This is a genomic window from Serratia sp. YWN4 (assembly GCF_055790845.1).
In genome coordinates this window covers 2,465,565-2,482,178 of sequence record NZ_CM147696.1, presented here as the reverse complement: position 1 = coordinate 2,482,178, position 16,614 = coordinate 2,465,565, and the positions used below count along the sequence as shown (strand labels likewise).

19 protein-coding genes are annotated in these 16,614 nt (G+C 48.1%); all 19 read right to left on the bottom strand.

The window, feature by feature from the left end; genetic code table 11:
• Positions 1 to 65: 65 nt before the first annotated feature.
• The 19 genes from ACX9GT_RS11820 to ACX9GT_RS11730 all read right to left on the bottom strand — a co-directional run bounded on the left by ACX9GT_RS11820 (position 66) and on the right by ACX9GT_RS11730 (position 16,610).
• On the bottom strand, positions 66 to 332 hold the full coding sequence (locus tag ACX9GT_RS11820) for a hypothetical protein (protein ID WP_473191243.1): 267 nt from the start codon (positions 330 to 332) through the stop codon (positions 66 to 68).
• 68 nt (positions 333 to 400) lie between these two features.
• Positions 401 to 745, bottom strand: a complete 345-nt coding sequence (locus ACX9GT_RS11815; RefSeq protein WP_473191242.1) for a hypothetical protein — start codon at positions 743 to 745, stop codon at positions 401 to 403.
• Positions 742 to 1,431 (bottom strand): phage baseplate protein, encoded by a 690-nt coding sequence (locus ACX9GT_RS11810; RefSeq protein ID WP_473191241.1) that lies wholly within the window; start codon positions 1,429 to 1,431, stop codon positions 742 to 744. The genes ACX9GT_RS11815 and ACX9GT_RS11810 overlap by 4 nt, the downstream gene beginning before the upstream one ends.
• On the bottom strand, positions 1,428 to 2,441 hold the full coding sequence (locus ACX9GT_RS11805; RefSeq protein WP_473191240.1) for a hypothetical protein: 1,014 nt from the start codon (positions 2,439 to 2,441) through the stop codon (positions 1,428 to 1,430). The genes ACX9GT_RS11810 and ACX9GT_RS11805 overlap by 4 nt, the downstream gene beginning before the upstream one ends.
• A 262-nt stretch (positions 2,442 to 2,703) precedes the next feature.
• Entirely contained in the window at positions 2,704 to 3,366 is a 663-nt protein-coding gene (locus ACX9GT_RS11800; RefSeq protein ID WP_473191239.1) for a hypothetical protein, read from the bottom strand.
• Between the two features lie 10 nt (positions 3,367 to 3,376).
• Positions 3,377 to 5,353: a lytic transglycosylase domain-containing protein gene (locus ACX9GT_RS11795; protein WP_473191238.1), complete on the bottom strand. Its 1,977-nt coding sequence runs from the start codon at positions 5,351 to 5,353 to the stop codon at positions 3,377 to 3,379.
• Between the two features lie 109 nt (positions 5,354 to 5,462).
• Entirely contained in the window at positions 5,463 to 6,029 is a 567-nt protein-coding gene (locus ACX9GT_RS11790) for a hypothetical protein (protein WP_473191237.1), read from the bottom strand.
• Entirely contained in the window at positions 6,029 to 6,469 is a 441-nt protein-coding gene (locus ACX9GT_RS11785) for a hypothetical protein (protein ID WP_473191236.1), read from the bottom strand. The genes ACX9GT_RS11790 and ACX9GT_RS11785 overlap by 1 nt, the downstream gene beginning before the upstream one ends.
• A gap of 57 nt (positions 6,470 to 6,526) precedes the next feature.
• Complete coding sequence (locus ACX9GT_RS11780; RefSeq protein WP_473191235.1) at positions 6,527 to 7,831, bottom strand: hypothetical protein; 1,305 nt, start codon at positions 7,829 to 7,831, stop codon at positions 6,527 to 6,529.
• On the bottom strand, positions 7,828 to 8,772 hold the full coding sequence (locus tag ACX9GT_RS11775) for a hypothetical protein (RefSeq protein ID WP_473191234.1): 945 nt from the start codon (positions 8,770 to 8,772) through the stop codon (positions 7,828 to 7,830). Before ACX9GT_RS11775 ends, ACX9GT_RS11780 begins: the two co-directional genes overlap by 4 nt.
• Positions 8,765 to 9,178, bottom strand: coding sequence for a hypothetical protein (locus tag ACX9GT_RS11770; protein WP_473191233.1), 414 nt, complete (start codon positions 9,176 to 9,178; stop codon positions 8,765 to 8,767). The genes ACX9GT_RS11775 and ACX9GT_RS11770 overlap by 8 nt, the downstream gene beginning before the upstream one ends.
• Before the next feature lie 8 nt (positions 9,179 to 9,186).
• Positions 9,187 to 9,642: a hypothetical protein gene (locus ACX9GT_RS11765; RefSeq protein ID WP_473191232.1), complete on the bottom strand. Its 456-nt coding sequence runs from the start codon at positions 9,640 to 9,642 to the stop codon at positions 9,187 to 9,189.
• Between the two features lies 1 nt (position 9,643).
• Entirely contained in the window at positions 9,644 to 10,111 is a 468-nt protein-coding gene (locus ACX9GT_RS11760) for a hypothetical protein (RefSeq protein WP_473191231.1), read from the bottom strand.
• A 51-nt stretch (positions 10,112 to 10,162) separates the two neighbouring features.
• Positions 10,163 to 11,191 (bottom strand): hypothetical protein, encoded by a 1,029-nt coding sequence (locus tag ACX9GT_RS11755; RefSeq protein WP_473191230.1) that lies wholly within the window; start codon positions 11,189 to 11,191, stop codon positions 10,163 to 10,165.
• Positions 11,192 to 11,204: 13 nt separating this feature from the next.
• Complete coding sequence (locus ACX9GT_RS11750; RefSeq protein ID WP_473191229.1) at positions 11,205 to 11,801, bottom strand: hypothetical protein; 597 nt, start codon at positions 11,799 to 11,801, stop codon at positions 11,205 to 11,207.
• Positions 11,801 to 13,117, bottom strand: a complete 1,317-nt coding sequence (locus tag ACX9GT_RS11745; protein ID WP_473191228.1) for a DUF2213 domain-containing protein — start codon at positions 13,115 to 13,117, stop codon at positions 11,801 to 11,803. Before ACX9GT_RS11745 ends, ACX9GT_RS11750 begins: the two co-directional genes overlap by 1 nt.
• Positions 13,098 to 13,913 carry a hypothetical protein gene (locus ACX9GT_RS11740; RefSeq protein WP_473191227.1) on the bottom strand — a complete coding sequence of 272 codons (816 nt, stop codon included), beginning with the start codon at positions 13,911 to 13,913 and terminating at the stop codon, positions 13,098 to 13,100. Before ACX9GT_RS11740 ends, ACX9GT_RS11745 begins: the two co-directional genes overlap by 20 nt.
• Positions 13,876 to 15,288 (bottom strand): anti-CBASS protein Acb1 family protein, encoded by a 1,413-nt coding sequence (locus ACX9GT_RS11735; protein ID WP_473191226.1) that lies wholly within the window; start codon positions 15,286 to 15,288, stop codon positions 13,876 to 13,878. The genes ACX9GT_RS11740 and ACX9GT_RS11735 overlap by 38 nt, the downstream gene beginning before the upstream one ends.
• On the bottom strand, positions 15,288 to 16,610 hold the full coding sequence (locus ACX9GT_RS11730; protein WP_473191225.1) for a terminase large subunit domain-containing protein: 1,323 nt from the start codon (positions 16,608 to 16,610) through the stop codon (positions 15,288 to 15,290). Before ACX9GT_RS11730 ends, ACX9GT_RS11735 begins: the two co-directional genes overlap by 1 nt.
• Positions 16,611 to 16,614: the final 4 nt, after the last annotated feature.

Genomic DNA, 16,614 nt, shown 5'->3' with positions numbered 1-16,614 from the left:
AAATTTGTAAATCAGGCTAATAGCGTTGATATTTTAGCCGCTAAAATCAGACACTCTATTGCAATTTACTCCGTTTTGACTTCTGCTGTTTTCTTTTCTTTCTCTAACCTTTCAATGTCTATGAAGTTTTCATATTTTAGAACCATTTGCACAGCCCGACATAGGCAATATGGAACAATTGCAAAAGTTATAGAAAATGAAAGCGCGTAGATTTGATGCATCACGGTTTCTGCTTTGTCCATGATGGTGAAAGCATATAGGGATCCTAGTAGGGTAATAACTATGCACGCCACCCAAAGAACCTTCATAACCAAATATGCCAGTATTTTCATTACACCATTCCATTAGTTTAAATGAATTACGATCATATCACCATCGCTTAACAATTCCATGCAGCAGATCACACAGCTATTTGTTGCCGAATAGACGCCCCGGTCAAGGTGGTGATCGCAATGTCGTATGTGGGGTTTTTGGCACCCGATACTTTTCGGATAGATAATGATGCAAAGTACCTACTGAATTGCTGCTGAACCATATTTACATAGTAATCTGGGTATACCTGCTCAACGATGGATTGTTGAGCAGGTATACCGAACTGGGCATAGAACGGTGATTCGCCTAGGCTAAGCTTGAGCGTTTGGATTAAGGTAGTGATCCAGCCATAGGAAAAATCTCCGTTGGCATCCGACTCGACGGCAACCCATTTCTTTATGCCGCTTTCTTCAATGCGCCCCCAAGTTCTCATTGTGGTTTCTCCGAAATTCTGGTCGCATTGCCAGGTTCGACATTATTCACACTGTGCTTGTGATTCATCAGGCTGATGTTACCCGCTGTAGTGTCGCTCTCTACATGCAGCGGACCAATGAGCTTGGCGGTTGTGCCACTTTGCATCTGGTCAGCATCCTGCACTATCTGCCCGTTAAGATGAATAATGCCATTCAGATAGATATGCTCGGCCTTTATCGTGATCTTGCCCTGTTCGATATTGACAGACGAATCCTTACCCGTTGTCTGCAAAAGGACACCTTTGGGTCCGTAAATTGTTACCTGATCCGGGTCTGCTCCTTCCCAACCAATATTCCCGACCGGCATGAAAAATAACGCCGTCATCGACGGTGGTGTGCTCACATCCGGCAAGCCGACACCAAGGCCACTTACATTGCGTATGGATACGCTGAGAGGAACTGTAACCCCTTTATCCCCGATCTTTATCGGATAACGGATGTACTCCGGCCCAAATACAGGGATTGTCACCTCAGGCAAGTTGTAATCACCAGGTAACACATCAAATTTAACAGTAACTATCGAACCTGAAACGGCTGTAACGTGGCAAGGAAATCCCTTACCGTCCAAGTTATCATTACTGTTTATGGCCGACTGGCTATATTCAGCAAGCGATTTAGCGAATGATATTTTTTGTGCATTGCTCATCGTTCAGTCACATCCTTTAATCTTGGAACGGCTTCAAAGACGGTTACCCAGGCATCTTCTGATCCACTTCGGTAGTCGCCGATATGTCGCATTCCCATAACCTCATAAGTCCCTGAGAAGCTGAGGCGTTGCTTCTCCGAGTACTGCCCCATCTGATTACCGACGGCCAGAATAGAGTTTTGGCCTATGGCATCAAATGGCAACCTTACCCAATCACCCACCTGAATATCCGCACGCATGCTGGTTTTGATCGATATTCGCTGTGCCTCAAGCCATGTTGGTTGCCCTATCAAATCCTTGGCTTGTATAGAGATAGGCGATTTTTCTTTAGAGCTGTCGAAAACGTTAATCTGGTTTTTTTGTATGGCCACATTCACACCAGAGAAGGCCAGTCCTCCTAACATGCCCGGAGTGACCCTTTTCAGCATTTGCGCCATTTCAAAAACGCTTCTGAAAACAGCTTTCCAATCTTCATAAAGCACGAGGTTTTGATGGATATTGACGTTGATTTTCAACTCTTTATTCTTTTCACTAAAAGTGATGCTCAACGCTCGAATGATAACATCGCTAAGCTTTTCACCTTGTTTGCCATCCATCGTAATGTTGAGAGGTTTCCCAGCATCATCAGTGACCTCTATCGGCCATATTGGGAGATTCAATGTCTGGTAAATACCCTGCCAATTTCCATAAGGGGAGTAGACAACACCTTTCAGCAGCAATGTTGATGGTGATGGCGTTGCTAAAGGAAGGCCCTTGGTAAAACCTCCGTAAATGGTAATCTTAGCCAAGTGAAGATTTACGGCTTGTTGAAGCATGGAAATTGGCAGGCCATAGACGGTCAGCATTGCCCCTCCGGCCATCATGTCTGACCCAAACGTTGGTGCATCCAGAGTGATCTGCAGTGCTCCGCCTGGGTTAGTTGAACTGTCCCACGGACCTATATTATTACCGCTTGCATCTTTGAACGGCTTATTATTTTTATCAGTAATTTCTATACGGTAATAGCGCATTACGTGGCCTCAAAATTGCTTGTGCTCGCCCTATATACCAATGAACCCGGAGCGTAAGGCAATGCGAGATTAATATTTGAATCGTCTGGTGATGCAATCAGTGGTGTGTAAATCACCGTATTATTATTGGTATCAGTTGCATGGATATAGTACCGATTGGAATACAAGTTAAACGGCACTGAAATAAACAGGGTCTCTGTCCCTACAGTGGTAGTAAAACGAAACGGTGAATTATTAGTTGGGGCAAATTGCGTATATGTAGTCATGATGGGAACAGGCTCGAAATGGATTGAGTTACTCCAGACCAACTTAGCCCTGATGGTGATGGAACCCCATTGGCGAACTTGCTCATCAAGTTCCCCATGACGGCCTCAAGTTGTGACACATAAAGTAGCGGCTGTTCAAATTCAAACGCCCATTTGTATTGCACTTGTTTAACCTGCTCACTAAATCCAGATAGATCGACCAAAGAGCGTAACACGCAACCAACATAGATGAATGATGGTGTCATGACGGTATAAGTCCCGCCTAAATCAGTATGATTATCCAGTGCGACTTTTAAGGTGGTAAACATCACTGGTTTGGCAACGTATCCCCCATTAGTAGTGGTGGCCGGCCTTGTCATATTCATCGTGATTTTGTTGGGTTTTTTAATCACGGCATTTGCTGCCGTTGCCTGGTTGAGGAAGGGATACGTCCCGATATCATTGACAACCAACGTCCCGCCTGCCGCTGGCTCGAAGTTCGTCGTTAAAGTATCCACATTCAAACCAGAACCACCCAGCAGCCCATTTACCACGCTAACCCCTTCGGTTAGCACGGCGATCGGTAACACCCCACCAGGAACAGACTGAGCAATGCCATTCACCAATAAAATCGGCGACTTTTGGAACGCCAGAGAAAAGGCATTTTCATAGAGATTCACGGATCCCCCCTTAGAACGGGATGATAATAGGCGGTGGCATGTTGGAGCGAAGTTGCGCATTGATGTCAGAACCTGGAGCCTGGTTCAGCGCAACATCGATCACTAACCGGTTTTGCTGGCCACCAGCTACAACACGGCTATCTGTGTTTGACTGCTGGATCCTGGCTAGTTGCTCACTCTGACCAATCTGAGGAATGTACTTCTTAAGCTTCTCGATGTAATTGCGGGTTTCTTCTGGCATCGCTGCCAGCCCATACTTATCAAGATTGCCTTGGCCCCAATTGTAAGCAGCCGCCATCATGAGCGGATCGCCGTCATATTTTTTCGATAGCTTGGCGAAGTATCTGGCCGATGCCTCTGCCGCTTTCTCCCTGTCGAACACTTCACCACCACGCAGTCCCATTTCCGCAGCGGTAGGATCCATAAACTGAAACGCACCTTTGGCTTGCCCTTTTCTTGTCATCGGGCCTATCGCCCACGGGTTACCGTTAGATTCTATCTGCTCGACAGCGCTCAGGAAATTCTGCTGTAGGCCGTACTGGCTTTCAAGTTGAGAATAGTCATGCCATGCTGCTGGGCGTTTTTTCCGTGCTGACTGCGCATGTTGAGCTGGTTCCGCGGGCCCGTTATGACTATTGTCAGTAGGTTCATCATTCATTTCATCAGGGAATTGCCACCACTTAAGCTCAAGGTTGGCATTTCTTCTTAAATAATCCCGAGCCCATTTACCGTTTCTCTCCCCTAAACTCCCAACCCAATTGCCGATGCTTTTGATACTCCAAGGGTTTGACGCATCAGAAGCGGCTCCCCTAATAGTGGTAGGGTCAGCCTTCTCGCTGGTGCCATCACCCACCCACCCTGCTATCTTTGTAACTGCATGGCCTATAGCCCTGGTTATGTCACCCACAGCCTTTGTGAAGCCTTTGAGGTCGGATTGGAAACCGGGGTTGCTGATCCAGGCGCTGAATGTCTCAACGCCATCTTTGAGCGTGTCGAATACCGCTTTTCCGTTCGGTCCTTTTAGAAAGCTGTCAACAGCTTGGGTAAAAGTATTAGACAGGTCTCCTATCGGTTTATTCAGGGACGCCAGCGCCGTTATGAACGAATTGAGCATCAAGTCAGTGTTTGTGCCTAAAGTAGAACTTACATCCTGGAAGCCTCGCCCTACACTCTCCGACATCTCCAACCGTTGCGATGCGGACTCATATTGCCTGTTATAGCCCGTGACTTCCTTCTGATTTGCTGCTACCTGGTTGAAGGCATTGAGACTGGTCATGCCCTCAAGTCTTAATCTTGATATTTCTGCATACGCCAACCCAGAGCCGTTATCACGCGCCGCCATATCCGCGATTTTCTGGTAATACAGCGGCATGTTTTTCCCTGGGCTGGCATTCGGATCCAGGCCGAGTGACATAATACCGGGGCGGTAGGGTGAGTCGATTCTCTGGGCATCCGTAAGCCCCTGGATCACGCTATCAACATCACTGAATCGGCTACCGTATATGTTGTGGGCTGCCTGCTTCTGCCCGGTAGTCATCTTGTTGGCTTGCGCATCCGATAACTGGCGACCGGCGTTCTTGGCAATCATGTTGTAGCCGAACGCGCTACCGGTACCCAGCAGGGACATTTTAAGCCCCCAGGAGATCGACTGCTCGAACAGGCTTTTCAACTTACCAACCGTCTTATCAAGCGACTTGTTCACCTGGTCAAAACTTTTTTCCGTACCCTTTGCCAGCTTGTTGACGTTATTCAGAAAGCCTTTTCCGCCACCGCCCCTGTCATCAGAGCCGTTACCGTTATCCCCGCCAGCATTGCCGCCATTTCCACCACTTCCACTATTTCCGCTATTTCCGCCACCTCCGAGGGGGGAGCCGTATTTGCTGTTGTATCTTTCCGCTGCCACTGTGAGTTTTTCATAGAGTGACAACGTTTCTTTCAGTTGTTCGTTATCAACGGGGATCGTCAGGATAGGTAAGCTTTCAGACATTAGAAAATACTCTTTTTGTGTTTCATCAACTCGCGAAACTCGGCAGCAGTACGGACTTCAAAGTTAAATGCCCGCATAAAACCGTCGATCCCTTCGTTGCAAAGGTAATCTAGGATGGTACTGACGAGGTGATCTCCGTCTCGCCAGAACTCTCTTTGGCGATCGATGTCGGCAACGATGTTGCCCACTCCATAGCAGTTTGCGATGTATAAGCACTGTTCCAGAGAGAACTCACTTCTTTCATGAGTTCGGTGACCTGACTTGGCTTGTTGATCACATAAACGCATGTAAAAAAAATTATTTCCCCCATCACATCATCGGGATCGACAATCCCGCGATCCATGGCCACATCAAGCGGGATTTCCTCCCAGCCCTTACCATCAACCGGCACTATCGCTGATGCATTCCTGATGATTTCCTGCACAAGGGTGTTCTGCACCCCGCTTGGCCCTTCCCATACGCCATCAATTTTTGATACGCGCTCGAGCATAAGGTAGGCAACTCGTGGTCCTGCAATGACGCCTAGCCCCTGCCCAAAGATGGCTGCAAAGGCTTTTCCCAGTGTCAAGAAATGCTCTCGATACACGGCCTTGGAGATCGGTACTGCGTGGACGTAAATGTTGCCGCTTTCGGTTTCAACAGGAACAACCAGATTCATTTTGCGTGAAATTTCCATTACAGCTCCCACATTGCGGCGTTGGTATCGTAGATGCCAAAAATTGAAATAAGATAAGCCGGATCTCGTCCAGAAAAACTAACGTCACCAGCCGAGCGAATTGTTGCGTTACGAATTGAAAAATCACCGAGCACCGTTGAATCGGAATAGATTTTCGCATCGCCAAGCAACGTGTCGGTTTCGATCTGATTTTTGAACAGTTGAGCCATACCTTGGGATCGCACCAAATGGATTTGCACGTTAATCATCTGGTAGGGATTGGGGGAAGAAACGCCCCCGGTCATTGTCGGCAGTAAAACCCCGGCATCACCTTGGAACTGGATATCAATACCATCCTGCGTCAAATATGCTGCTGAGATATTAAGTTGGGGGTATTGAGTGAATTTAATCGACCCTCTGACCTTGTTTAAAAAACCTTGTTGCACAAAAGGATTCGGCATTTTATTTTTTCCAATAAAAAACCCGCACTCGGCGGGTTATTGAACGGATGGCAGCGCTTAGGAAAGCTGCATGGTCACGTTGATGTTGAAGATGATCTTGGTAAACCCACGCATCGGCGTGTATTCAGCAGATAGCCCCGCATAACGACCAATTGCATAGTCATTCGGGTTATTTTTGACATAGGTTCCAAATGGCACTGCTGCAACAGCCGGGTTGCCGTTTACCAGCCCAAACGTCACACCAGAGTTGAATACTGCCTGGGCGCGATTCTGCAATCGGTTGACGCCATCCTGATTGAAATACAGCGGATTGATTGGGTTGTTGCTGCCGTTGATCACTTCGTTCGCCAACGCCATATGCGTATTGATCTGGATCCAGTCTACCGAATACCAGTACGTCATATCGTTGCCATCAGAGGACACCCCCCTCACCACCAGCGTGTTGCTGATCCCCCCTTCCGCACCTGTACCAACATAGTTGATGTTGTTTTGCGTCAGTTGCGTTTTTGCCGGACCGGATCCCGAATACTTGGTAACGCCAATCAGATAACGGAATGCCATAGGCGGCACTTTGTTGATGTCCGATGGACTGGCCGAGATGTAATTCCACATCAACGACGCAACACTGCATTCGGTTTCTGGAGCCGTGGTATCTTGCACCATCGTAATGGCTGACTTGATGCCAGCATAGAGATTTACCGGGCCTGCGGTGGTGGTAATGAAGAAGTACAGTAATGACTCATTCGCCGCATGATTGCCCACCAGAGCAATGAATTCAGGAACACCATCCCATGCCCGTGGAACGAGATATGCATAGACCTGCAGTGTTGGTGCATCGATGTAAGTGGACAAGAGCGCCACGCTATCTTTTACCGCGTCAGCAACGCCCAACTCCAAAACATAGACCGACTGATTTGCCCCTTGAGCGAACCAAGTGGTACCCATTGCCAATAGCTCTGTTGCACCGGGCAATCGGGCATTCCCAAACGTGGTGACCGGTGTGACGGTCTGTGTGAAAGCTACCGTCAATGTCGTTGCACTCACCACTGTCGCTACGTGCGTGCCGTTATAGGCTGCTGGGTATGCACCTGTTATGGTTAACTCTAACGTGGTGCCCACGGCATGGCTGGCAGGTAATGGTGACGTGAGCGTGACGCTCAACACGTCATCGGCTACCGCCATTGCTGTGATGGGAATGTTCACCAGCGCGGTTAAATCGGATAACTGGGTAATCAGCGCTGTTTTGCCATGATCCAATAGCGTGGCGCCAGTGGAAATAAACGCCCCGGTTTGTTGTAGCGTTGACGGGATCAGTCCAACCGTTTGTGAGACGTTTACCGTTACAATTTGATAATCACTCATTGCAATAACCCCACATGAATAAACGCTGCTTTTATTAGTTTCATGGATATATCCCTGGCCGTTTGTTGGTAATAGTTGATCTCGAAATCGATATGTTTTTTCTTGGCCAGTGCGTTTATTTCGACTTGGTTTAACTTGTCGTCAAAAACAACCGGCGAATTGGTGATGCCGAACTCCTCGAAGTCCAGCGCGGTGTTTACGATGTAATCAACGTAATCAAGCGCCTGGGCATTGTTCATGCCGTACAGCGTGATTCGCACCGTATCCTGTACGTGCTGAGAACGTGTCAAGTAATGGGGGGCTGCCTGTAGCGGCTTGGTATCCCTGACGTCTGCAACGATGTACGGTGGTGGCATGTCAGATGGCGACAAGAATGATGGGTAAACAGTGCCGTACTTCGTCAGGCGCATCCATATTGGCGTGCTGTTCGACAAAATCAGGTCAGTATCGATATCATCTGGATCGTTAATAATCTGCGGCTGCATCGAGGGTAAAACAGCAGTGCCACGGTAATGGAAAATGCCTGATTGGGTGTACTTGCTTTCCATTCTGGAAAAGTTGAATTGCACCCCTTCATAATATCCGAGGTAAATTGCTGACGGGCCCACCACGTTGAAGTCGTCTATCTTCTCCACTGGCGTGAAAATGATGTTATTGATCGACTGTGAAACGGTTTCCGTCTGCTCACTCACCACTTGCCGGTGCAAACTACCGGGGATCTTGACAGATTTTGCCACGTTAGCCAGACCAAGCCGCTCCAGTTCTTCGGCTTTCACCACGTTGGCATTGACCCAAAAAACGTAACCATCCAGCGGTAGAACCTGCCGAACGTACAGGGTGAAAGTTATTTGTTGGTTTGACGAGATGGTTTCAACAGCGGATTGTAAAACTTGGGCCAGATCCGTTTTTGCAGAACTGGCAACTTCTTCTAGGCTAGGCATCGAAACTTATCCAAGCATTGAATGATGATAGGAACAGGCCCCCGTCGATAAATGACGGCCTGCGTGGGCCATGATGGATTTTCAGGCGACTGTTGATGCCTTCGAGCGCAGCAAGCGTGGGAACTCCATCAACATTCAACCCGGCCATTTCTTCCCGCTCAAGAAAAATAGTGAAAGCCCTTACGATGCCCCCTAGAATTATTTCGTCCTGGTTAAACGGTGCGTCGTATTTGATGTGGTTGATCAACTGGTCAGTAACAGCATCATGAACCTCTTTGAGTATCTCTTCCTGATGTTCGGCATAAAAGCAGGAAAACAGCTTGTAGTACTCCTCCAAGTCCTCCGCCACCTGATATGTCGTTGCTGATGTGTCACCATAGCCATATGGCATATCAACCACACCCATGCATACCTTCACCGTGTCAGCCCCCAGTACGGCCCCAGTTCCATCAGAATGGCTAGTGCGGCCCTTCCATATGGATCCTGCAACATCATCAAATCAGCAAGGCTGAGGTTACTCATTGCATCACCCAGCACTGATGATCCAGACGTTCCCTGATCGGCGGCTGATGTCATGATCCCGTTTATTTTTTTACCCAGGCCAAGCGCTTTGCGTATATCAGCAAAGTAAGTGCCAGGCGGCACGTCATTGGCATAATTCAGCAGGAAAGATCCGGCCAGGTTATAAACGCAGGAACAGTACAAGGTCGGCAGCAGATTAAGGCCTATATCATGTGGCACCCATTCAAACGCTGAGTTATAGGAAAACGTGAGTGCATAGGCATCATCTGAAATAGCTGTGTTGGGAACCTTCATATACTCACGAACAAAAATCAAAAAACCTTCGATGCTCGGCAGGCTCCCTGACATGTTATTTCTCCACTTTTAATTTTTGCTTAAACGGTTTTTTGTCTTCTTGGCCGGGTTCAAGCGGTTGGCTCTCGATCGTCATCTCAAAGCCGGGAATTTCTTCCTTCCCATGGCTTTTCGCTGCCTTGGTCAATTCGTTATTCATCGCTAAAACGCTGTTATCACGAATTTCTTGTGCGCGGACATCCAAGAATTCTTGGCGAGCCTCATAGCCTGACTTCATCTTCGTCAGTTTGATTTCCTTGTCCTGCGAGTAACACAGCCCTGAGAAATTGGCGGGGATTTTTGCAACATCTGCGAAACCGTAAGGTTCATGCTGAGAGATAATTGAGCTGCAATCTTCAGGGCTGCAATCAATCACAACTTGATCACCGGCACCGATAGGTCGGGAAAAAGTCTGTGTGCGCTCTGGAAGTTTGTAGTTGAACAAATGGGCCTGAGCTGAGCAGTTGGCAATAAACAGTTTCATTGTTGATCCTTGAAAAATGGACGGCTCTCACCGCCCATTATGGTGGGAATGTTATTCGTACTTTGCCGACAGTAACGTCACACCTTCTGGGCGCAAGTTCCATCCCGGTGTGGTTCGCATGGTGTACAGGGTTGTAAGTGCACCATCTGCGATCGGCGTAGTGATTTCCGTTGGTGCTGCCACATCACAGAACATCTGATTAACTGCACGTTGGTTTGGCGTCAGTCCTGCGAATACGTTGGTGTTGATTGCAGCGTTGTTCTCTGGAACCTGCAGTACAGGCGCAGAAATAACGATCAGATCGGTATCACCGGCCCCCTTACCAACCAACGTGTCATCCACGGTGAAAACAACATCATCACCTACAGCCTCGTCGGCAATGGCCTTAACAACCACACCTGCAGTAGCCGTACCTGCACCCGGGCGCTGGTAGCTGGTTAGCTGGACAACGCCGGTATAGGAAATCTGGCTCAGGAAACGCTGTGGCCCACAAATAACAATCCGGGTCGGTAGCCCAAGGATCAGCATGCGGATCTTCAACGCAGCAATATAGCCAAGGAGTGCCTGAGCCAATTCACCGCGGTCCCATTTGGTGTAAGTGGTTTCGCCATTGCTATCGGCTCCCAGGCTCACTGTCGTTGCACCGGGTGCGTTGACAATCCCTTCCCCATCCGTTGGCACCATGCCATACAGAAGCATTGTGCGTAACGTCTGAGCGGTACCTTGACGTGCGGCCAATTGAAGCGCCGCAGGCAATGCATAACCCCACTCACTCGCAGCAGTATCGTCATAAAGCCCATACTGGGAGCGAGTAGAAATGCGGTAGGTCTTCATCTGCATGTAACCAGGCACAACAGAAGAAGAGGAAAGCTGGTTTGCCAGTGACTGACTGACGTTGTTCTGCGTGGTCAGTCGCAATGTTTTCTGGTAGACCAGCAGGTCATTGGTACCAATTTTGACCTCTGGCTTGGTACTCGGAAGCAAGTCGAATGCACCGGTTACCATGCTGTATTGCATGGCAATCTCTGGCAGCATCATTGACGGGTTTAGCGTTTTGAACGCTGGGGCAAATGTGCTCATTGTGTGGCCTCAGTTAGATTTGGAAAAGTCCCAGCGGGGCATCGTTCCAGTTGACATCTTTTGTGGTGGCGTCCTGCTTTGCCGCCAAGTTGCCAGATGGCGAGATATACAAAAGCTTGATCGCAATACCGCCTGTAGCCGCCACGTCCACATATCCTTTGTCTGGATCCCAAACGAATTTATTGGCGTCTACTGCAACGGCACCAGTAGCCAAAGCAGCCACATCAGCGCTAACAGGAAGTGGGATCCGAGCACCGGAACCCAGGCGGTAAAAGTGAATACCGTTACCAGCCATAAATTGCGGAACACTATTATTCGGTGTTACAACGCCGTGGAATGCCTGATTGAACACGCAGAACCCGTTACAGAGATCCGTAGTCGCTTGCTTGATAATGGAACCAAGCGGACGTTGTGGTGACGTAGGGATAAACTCAATAATCCCCATTCCACCCCACATAGAACCAGTCACGTCATCGGCAACAACACCGGCGTTTAGCAGCAGGCGGATCGCAGGGTCGTCCTGCGCATCACCTTGTACCAGCCCGGTAGAGTCGAGATTAAAGCTGTTCTTAAATGCTGGGCCAGACTTGAAAGCGTTATCTAAAGCCATTAGTGATTTCCCCCACGGGTGTTAAATTCAACGAGCTTTTGTGCAGGGAACTTAACGGCGTTCAGCCATGTATCCATGTCACCTTTAAACTCTTTGATTGGCCGGCCAGCTTCATCATTACGGACGAACTGAACCAAATGACCAGGTGTGTTTGCGATCTCTTTTTCAGTGGAGTTTTTCGCGTCAGCAAAAATCTCTTTTTCAACCATCGCCAGGACAGCCGAATCAGCAATAGCTCTGATATCGAGATCTTTGTGAGTGGCTGACAGTTTTTGAAGGCCAGTAAGGATGCGCTTGCGGTACGCCATGGAGTTTTCACCCGCAAACGGCGATGGCGCTTTCTTTCCGCAAGCTGCGTAGGCTGAATCCGCCACGACTTGTGCCGTAGTCAAACTGGCTTCATCCTTGCGGCTTTCTTCTGCTGCTGCTTCCGAATCAGCCTTAGCCTTTTCCTCTGCCGCCTTGGCTTCTTCTTCCGCTGCCGCGTCAGCTTTGGCTTTCTCTTCTGCCTCTTTTTGCTTGGCTTCTTCCTCTTCTGCATCGGCGCGTTTTTTTTCATCCTCAGCAGCAGCATCAGCACGGGCTTTTTCGGCCTTCGCCCTTTCTTTCGCTTCTGCCTCAAGCCGGGCTGCGGTTGATGATTCCAGACTGTCCATGCGGGCACCGATAGCATCGAAGCGCGTATTGATGGTTGTTGATAAACCACTCATCGCTTCGGCCAGGAACCGCTTAAGTTCTTCTTCATTCATGTTCAAATCACCTGTATTAGAAATATCGATACCTTCCGGGATTTTATTTTTATCCCAGACACCCAGGGTTCCACTGTCTTCAGTTACTAAAGCGATGTGATCTAATAAGAAAGGTTTCCCCTCTATTAGCAATGTGGTATCACCATCTTCAATTACAACGTTACCCGATTTGTCGTCAAAAACTACGGAAGGGCTTGTAGATACCTTACCCTTCAATATTTCATCAACGACGTCACGAATATATATTCTGACAACTGCCCATATCTCATCCCCCTTGATATAGGGAAGCATGACGCAGCCAACAACTCTTTTTTTGAAGTCTTCCTCTGTTAGTTTTGCACCTTCTGGGTGATTTCTAATAACTGGCAAGCCGTTACAACGTTTCAGAAATTCATCGTTAAGATAAAGATCTGGATTACGCCAAACGTTTTCATGAATGCTGGTTCTATAGGCTAGGCCAGTGCCAGTTATTCGGAGATTAACCAACCACATATTGGAAAACTCAACAGGGGAAGGTATAGTGCCATCGCGAATATTTTCGGCCAATTCAAACTCTGTCAAATTCACGTTTACCTTTTTCAGTTAAAAATTCGACTGGTAGTTTTTGCGGTGCGTAAATGGGGATTGCCTTGCAACTGCAAAAAACCTCCTCACCTGCTGCCGTGATTTCGTCGTAATACCCGTTAACCGGTTTTATCAAACCTTTTTCCAATGCCCACGAACCACGAATGAGATAAATTTTCTCGTCCCGTTCTTTGTGGTCTTCCCGATAGTTATATCCGGGACGACGCCATGGGGAGTGCCAAGTGAACGCAATGGCTCCCCCTTGTATCGAGATCAGGTAGTTGATGTTGCTGGCCAGCTTATGGCCCTGGTCGATAGCAACACGGCGATTGATGAATGATTGTTCCATCAACTGTTTTTTTATCTCGGCTTTTTGGGCGTTCTTGTCGATTGCATTACTGCCCCCGGGCGGTACCGACGACACCCAACCTTTAAATCGCTGTATGGTTTTCTCAATAGCCGTTTCCCGATTGATCTTAATCAGGTCAGCAGCCATGAAAATACGTCGGTCTAGCTCCTTCCTCAGGTCTGGTTTGATGTTGTTCAACGTGATGCGGCTTGGACCATCCACAGGTTGATCGTGCAATGCACCGCCATCGATAACCAAACGCCTGTAAACAGCCCTTAGATGATTGCGCGTGGTATCAATATTTAAGGTTTCTTTGTTTGCCGCGATACGCAGCTTATTTGACCATGTGAGAAGTGACTTTTCAGAGTCCCAACCATTATCGATATAGTAATTAACTGCATCAGTCAGGATTTCATAAAACGTCTTTTTCCTCTTCGGTTTGGTAGCCATTATTGTTTACCTGTATTGGCGGCGCGTTCTTTTCCAATATGTCGTAATCGAAAACGATAGGTGAGTCTTTCGAGATTTCCAGCTTATTAATGGTTTCATTGGCCCATTCAATTAATGCACACCTGTTGTGATTATCAACAAATGGCACCATGGCAGAAACGTATTTAACGGCACTGTCTATTACTTTACTGTCACTCACTTGTTTATCTTCCGGTGACTTCTCGGTTAGCTCCGGCCATTTGGCGCTAAATGTACCTCTCCACTTCAAAAATGTAGTGTGGTAATCATCGGGAATAATATCAGGGTGTTCTTCCTTCAACGCATCAAAGAAATCCTCACTCCACGCTATATATTGCACAATGCGTTCGAAAAACATGATAACGGGATCTATTTCTTGCCGAACGCTATCAATGTATTGGGATACCGCCTTGGAGTCTTCTTTGCCATCACCAAAGCCATTAGCAAATGCTTCTTCCTTCAACATGATTGCCGGAGTGTCGCTGGCTGATGCGATGTTAGACACGATGTTGTCACGCGCTGTCTTCATGGCACCATCGATATTCTGCAAGTTCAGGGACTCGACAGAATCCTCTTTGCCGATATTGATGACGCTCCCGTTCTCAGCCTCCTTGAGGAAGCTGCGCTTTATCTTGTTAGCTACCCCCATCAAGTTGGAGATTACAGACGAGTTCTGCTCTGTTTTGGCGATCAACACCCCCGCCTTTTTACTCACCAGATTATCGGTGACCATGGTCTGAAGGTATGACTTCAACGGGTACAACGCCCGTTGGAATACAGATCGCCCAGTGTACCCAAAAGCAGACGTTTGGTAGTTGAGGTAAATCGGTGCACCGTTAAACACTTTTATCGTGCGTGATGGATGCCATTTTTTACCAGCAATACTGAGGAACTTTGCAGGAAGCTGAAATGTTGGCGAGTTGGGGTCTTGTTCCGTTACCATTGAGCCTGCGGCGTTCAGCGGATCCCAGACGTTGATAAAAATATCAGCAGCAGTCAGGCCAAAGCCAGGGAGTGTTGTATCACTACCGGCACTCAACGTACCGATGCCAACAGCCGCAGCGCCATAACAACGATTAACAAAGAAGAGATTCTTTATTTTCTCGTTTATTTTTAGCGCCTTCCACGTATCTTCAAATGCCTTGACTACCCGATCATCCGGGTCATCATCCACGCTGTAAATGCGCGGCTTAAACATGGCCTTATTGATTGGCGTTTCAACTAATTTTCCACCAAGGGGGTGCTGGGCCCAGATGATTTTACACATCTCATAACCGGCTTGGTCACCTGGTTCTATACCATCGCACATGAGCATTTTGGCCAGTTGCGATCCAATGACGTTAGAAAATTCAGCCATTACAGTGCTGCTCCGTTACCAAATGCGATGATCAGGCCGTACATGTAACAATCAAGAAGATCGTCGGCCCGCGTATGTGCTTTTTTGTCGGCCAGATGGAATCCGGCGACCTGCTTGGAAAGGTGGTTAGCTTCTGCGTTCTTGAATGGAACCGTTTTATTAAATGCAGGCTCTGCAATCTTGCATCGGCCCAAATAGTGATATCCAGATGCCATCACCCCGCGTTCGTCTTTGCCCTTACTCGTCAACGCAGAATCTATAGGCTTCATGTCCCAATCTTCCGTATCAGCTTTTTGAAGCAAGATTGCACCCATAGCAGCATCCTCCATGAAAAGGCCACCACTCCCCATGCGGGGCTTGCAGATACGGGATAAGCGATCGAGGTTTTGATAAACACTAGGGATGTACTCAGGCAGTAATGAGCCTTTGATTTGCGTTACATCCCAATCAATGATCACCAACTCAGGTTCTTCCACGTAGTTGTACGTGTAGGCGAAATATACAAAGCCGGTACCATCGTTTTCTTGACCGCCTTTCAGTGCGGTGTCTGCGATGGCAAAGATCAGATCGCAAGTTTCCGGCATCGCTACCGGCTTGCCATCCACCAGCCATTTGTTGATGTCGAACAGCGCATCCTTAGACCAGTCCACGAATTCAGCCAGGAACTCTTGCCGAAATACTCGCGGTTCGCAGTTCTTTTCTTCTTCTGCCAACTCTTCAGGTGGTACAAACGGGTTAGAAGATGTCGGCGCATGATGTTCAAAAAACCCGAGTTTTTTGTTGTTACACAGTGCGTAGAAGAAGTTGTCCTCATCAATACCGTCAGGAGTGGAAAACACCCAAACACGACCACGAGTAGTCAATAGCGTTGGCTTGATCGACTTCGGCCAAATTTCTTCCAACATTTCGGGTGATTTTGTGAATGCTGCTTCATCGATCAGCACCACGTCATATTCACGACCACGGCCCGCGAGTTTATTATCGTTTGTTACCCAGAAATCTATCTTGCCGCCGTTCTTCAGCAAAATACGCTTTTCGCTACGTGACTGGCTCTTAATAAGAGGGCCAAGCAGCTCTACCAGCTTGTCGAAGATTTCCTGATACTGCCTATACTCAGCAGTGAAAATGCCAACCTTACCGCCTTCTGGCTGGCCGGTGCTGGGTGATGTGAACTTATTGGTTGCGTAGCTGAATGCTGTAACCACCAGCATTACTGTTTTGCCCCAGCGGCGACCACAACGCACCACGTTGTACCGGTGCTCAGATCCTTCGGTCCAAATCCTCAATTGCCCGGCATGCAATTCCGGAAGGAAAATTTCCATACCT

Coding starts and splice junctions, on each gene's coding strand:
- ACX9GT_RS11820 (WP_473191243.1), bottom strand. CDS start 332: ATGAAAATACTGGCATATTTGGTTATGAAGGTTCTTTGGGTGGCGTGC.
- ACX9GT_RS11815 (WP_473191242.1), bottom strand. CDS start 745: ATGAGAACTTGGGGGCGCATTGAAGAAAGCGGCATAAAGAAATGGGTT.
- ACX9GT_RS11810 (WP_473191241.1), bottom strand. CDS start 1,431: ATGAGCAATGCACAAAAAATATCATTCGCTAAATCGCTTGCTGAATAT.
- ACX9GT_RS11805 (WP_473191240.1), bottom strand. CDS start 2,441: ATGCGCTATTACCGTATAGAAATTACTGATAAAAATAATAAGCCGTTC.
- ACX9GT_RS11795 (WP_473191238.1), bottom strand. CDS start 5,353: ATGTCTGAAAGCTTACCTATCCTGACGATCCCCGTTGATAACGAACAA.
- ACX9GT_RS11790 (WP_473191237.1), bottom strand. CDS start 6,029: ATGGAAATTTCACGCAAAATGAATCTGGTTGTTCCTGTTGAAACCGAA.
- ACX9GT_RS11785 (WP_473191236.1), bottom strand. CDS start 6,469: ATGCCGAATCCTTTTGTGCAACAAGGTTTTTTAAACAAGGTCAGAGGG.
- ACX9GT_RS11780 (WP_473191235.1), bottom strand. CDS start 7,831: ATGAGTGATTATCAAATTGTAACGGTAAACGTCTCACAAACGGTTGGA.
- ACX9GT_RS11775 (WP_473191234.1), bottom strand. CDS start 8,772: ATGCCTAGCCTAGAAGAAGTTGCCAGTTCTGCAAAAACGGATCTGGCC.
- ACX9GT_RS11770 (WP_473191233.1), bottom strand. CDS start 9,178: ATGGGTGTGGTTGATATGCCATATGGCTATGGTGACACATCAGCAACG.
- ACX9GT_RS11765 (WP_473191232.1), bottom strand. CDS start 9,642: ATGTCAGGGAGCCTGCCGAGCATCGAAGGTTTTTTGATTTTTGTTCGT.
- ACX9GT_RS11760 (WP_473191231.1), bottom strand. CDS start 10,111: ATGAAACTGTTTATTGCCAACTGCTCAGCTCAGGCCCATTTGTTCAAC.
- ACX9GT_RS11755 (WP_473191230.1), bottom strand. CDS start 11,191: ATGAGCACATTTGCCCCAGCGTTCAAAACGCTAAACCCGTCAATGATG.
- ACX9GT_RS11750 (WP_473191229.1), bottom strand. CDS start 11,801: ATGGCTTTAGATAACGCTTTCAAGTCTGGCCCAGCATTTAAGAACAGC.
- ACX9GT_RS11740 (WP_473191227.1), bottom strand. CDS start 13,913: ATGGCTACCAAACCGAAGAGGAAAAAGACGTTTTATGAAATCCTGACT.
- ACX9GT_RS11735 (WP_473191226.1), bottom strand. CDS start 15,288: ATGGCTGAATTTTCTAACGTCATTGGATCGCAACTGGCCAAAATGCTC.
- ACX9GT_RS11730 (WP_473191225.1), bottom strand. CDS start 16,610: ATGGAAATTTTCCTTCCGGAATTGCATGCCGGGCAATTGAGGATTTGG.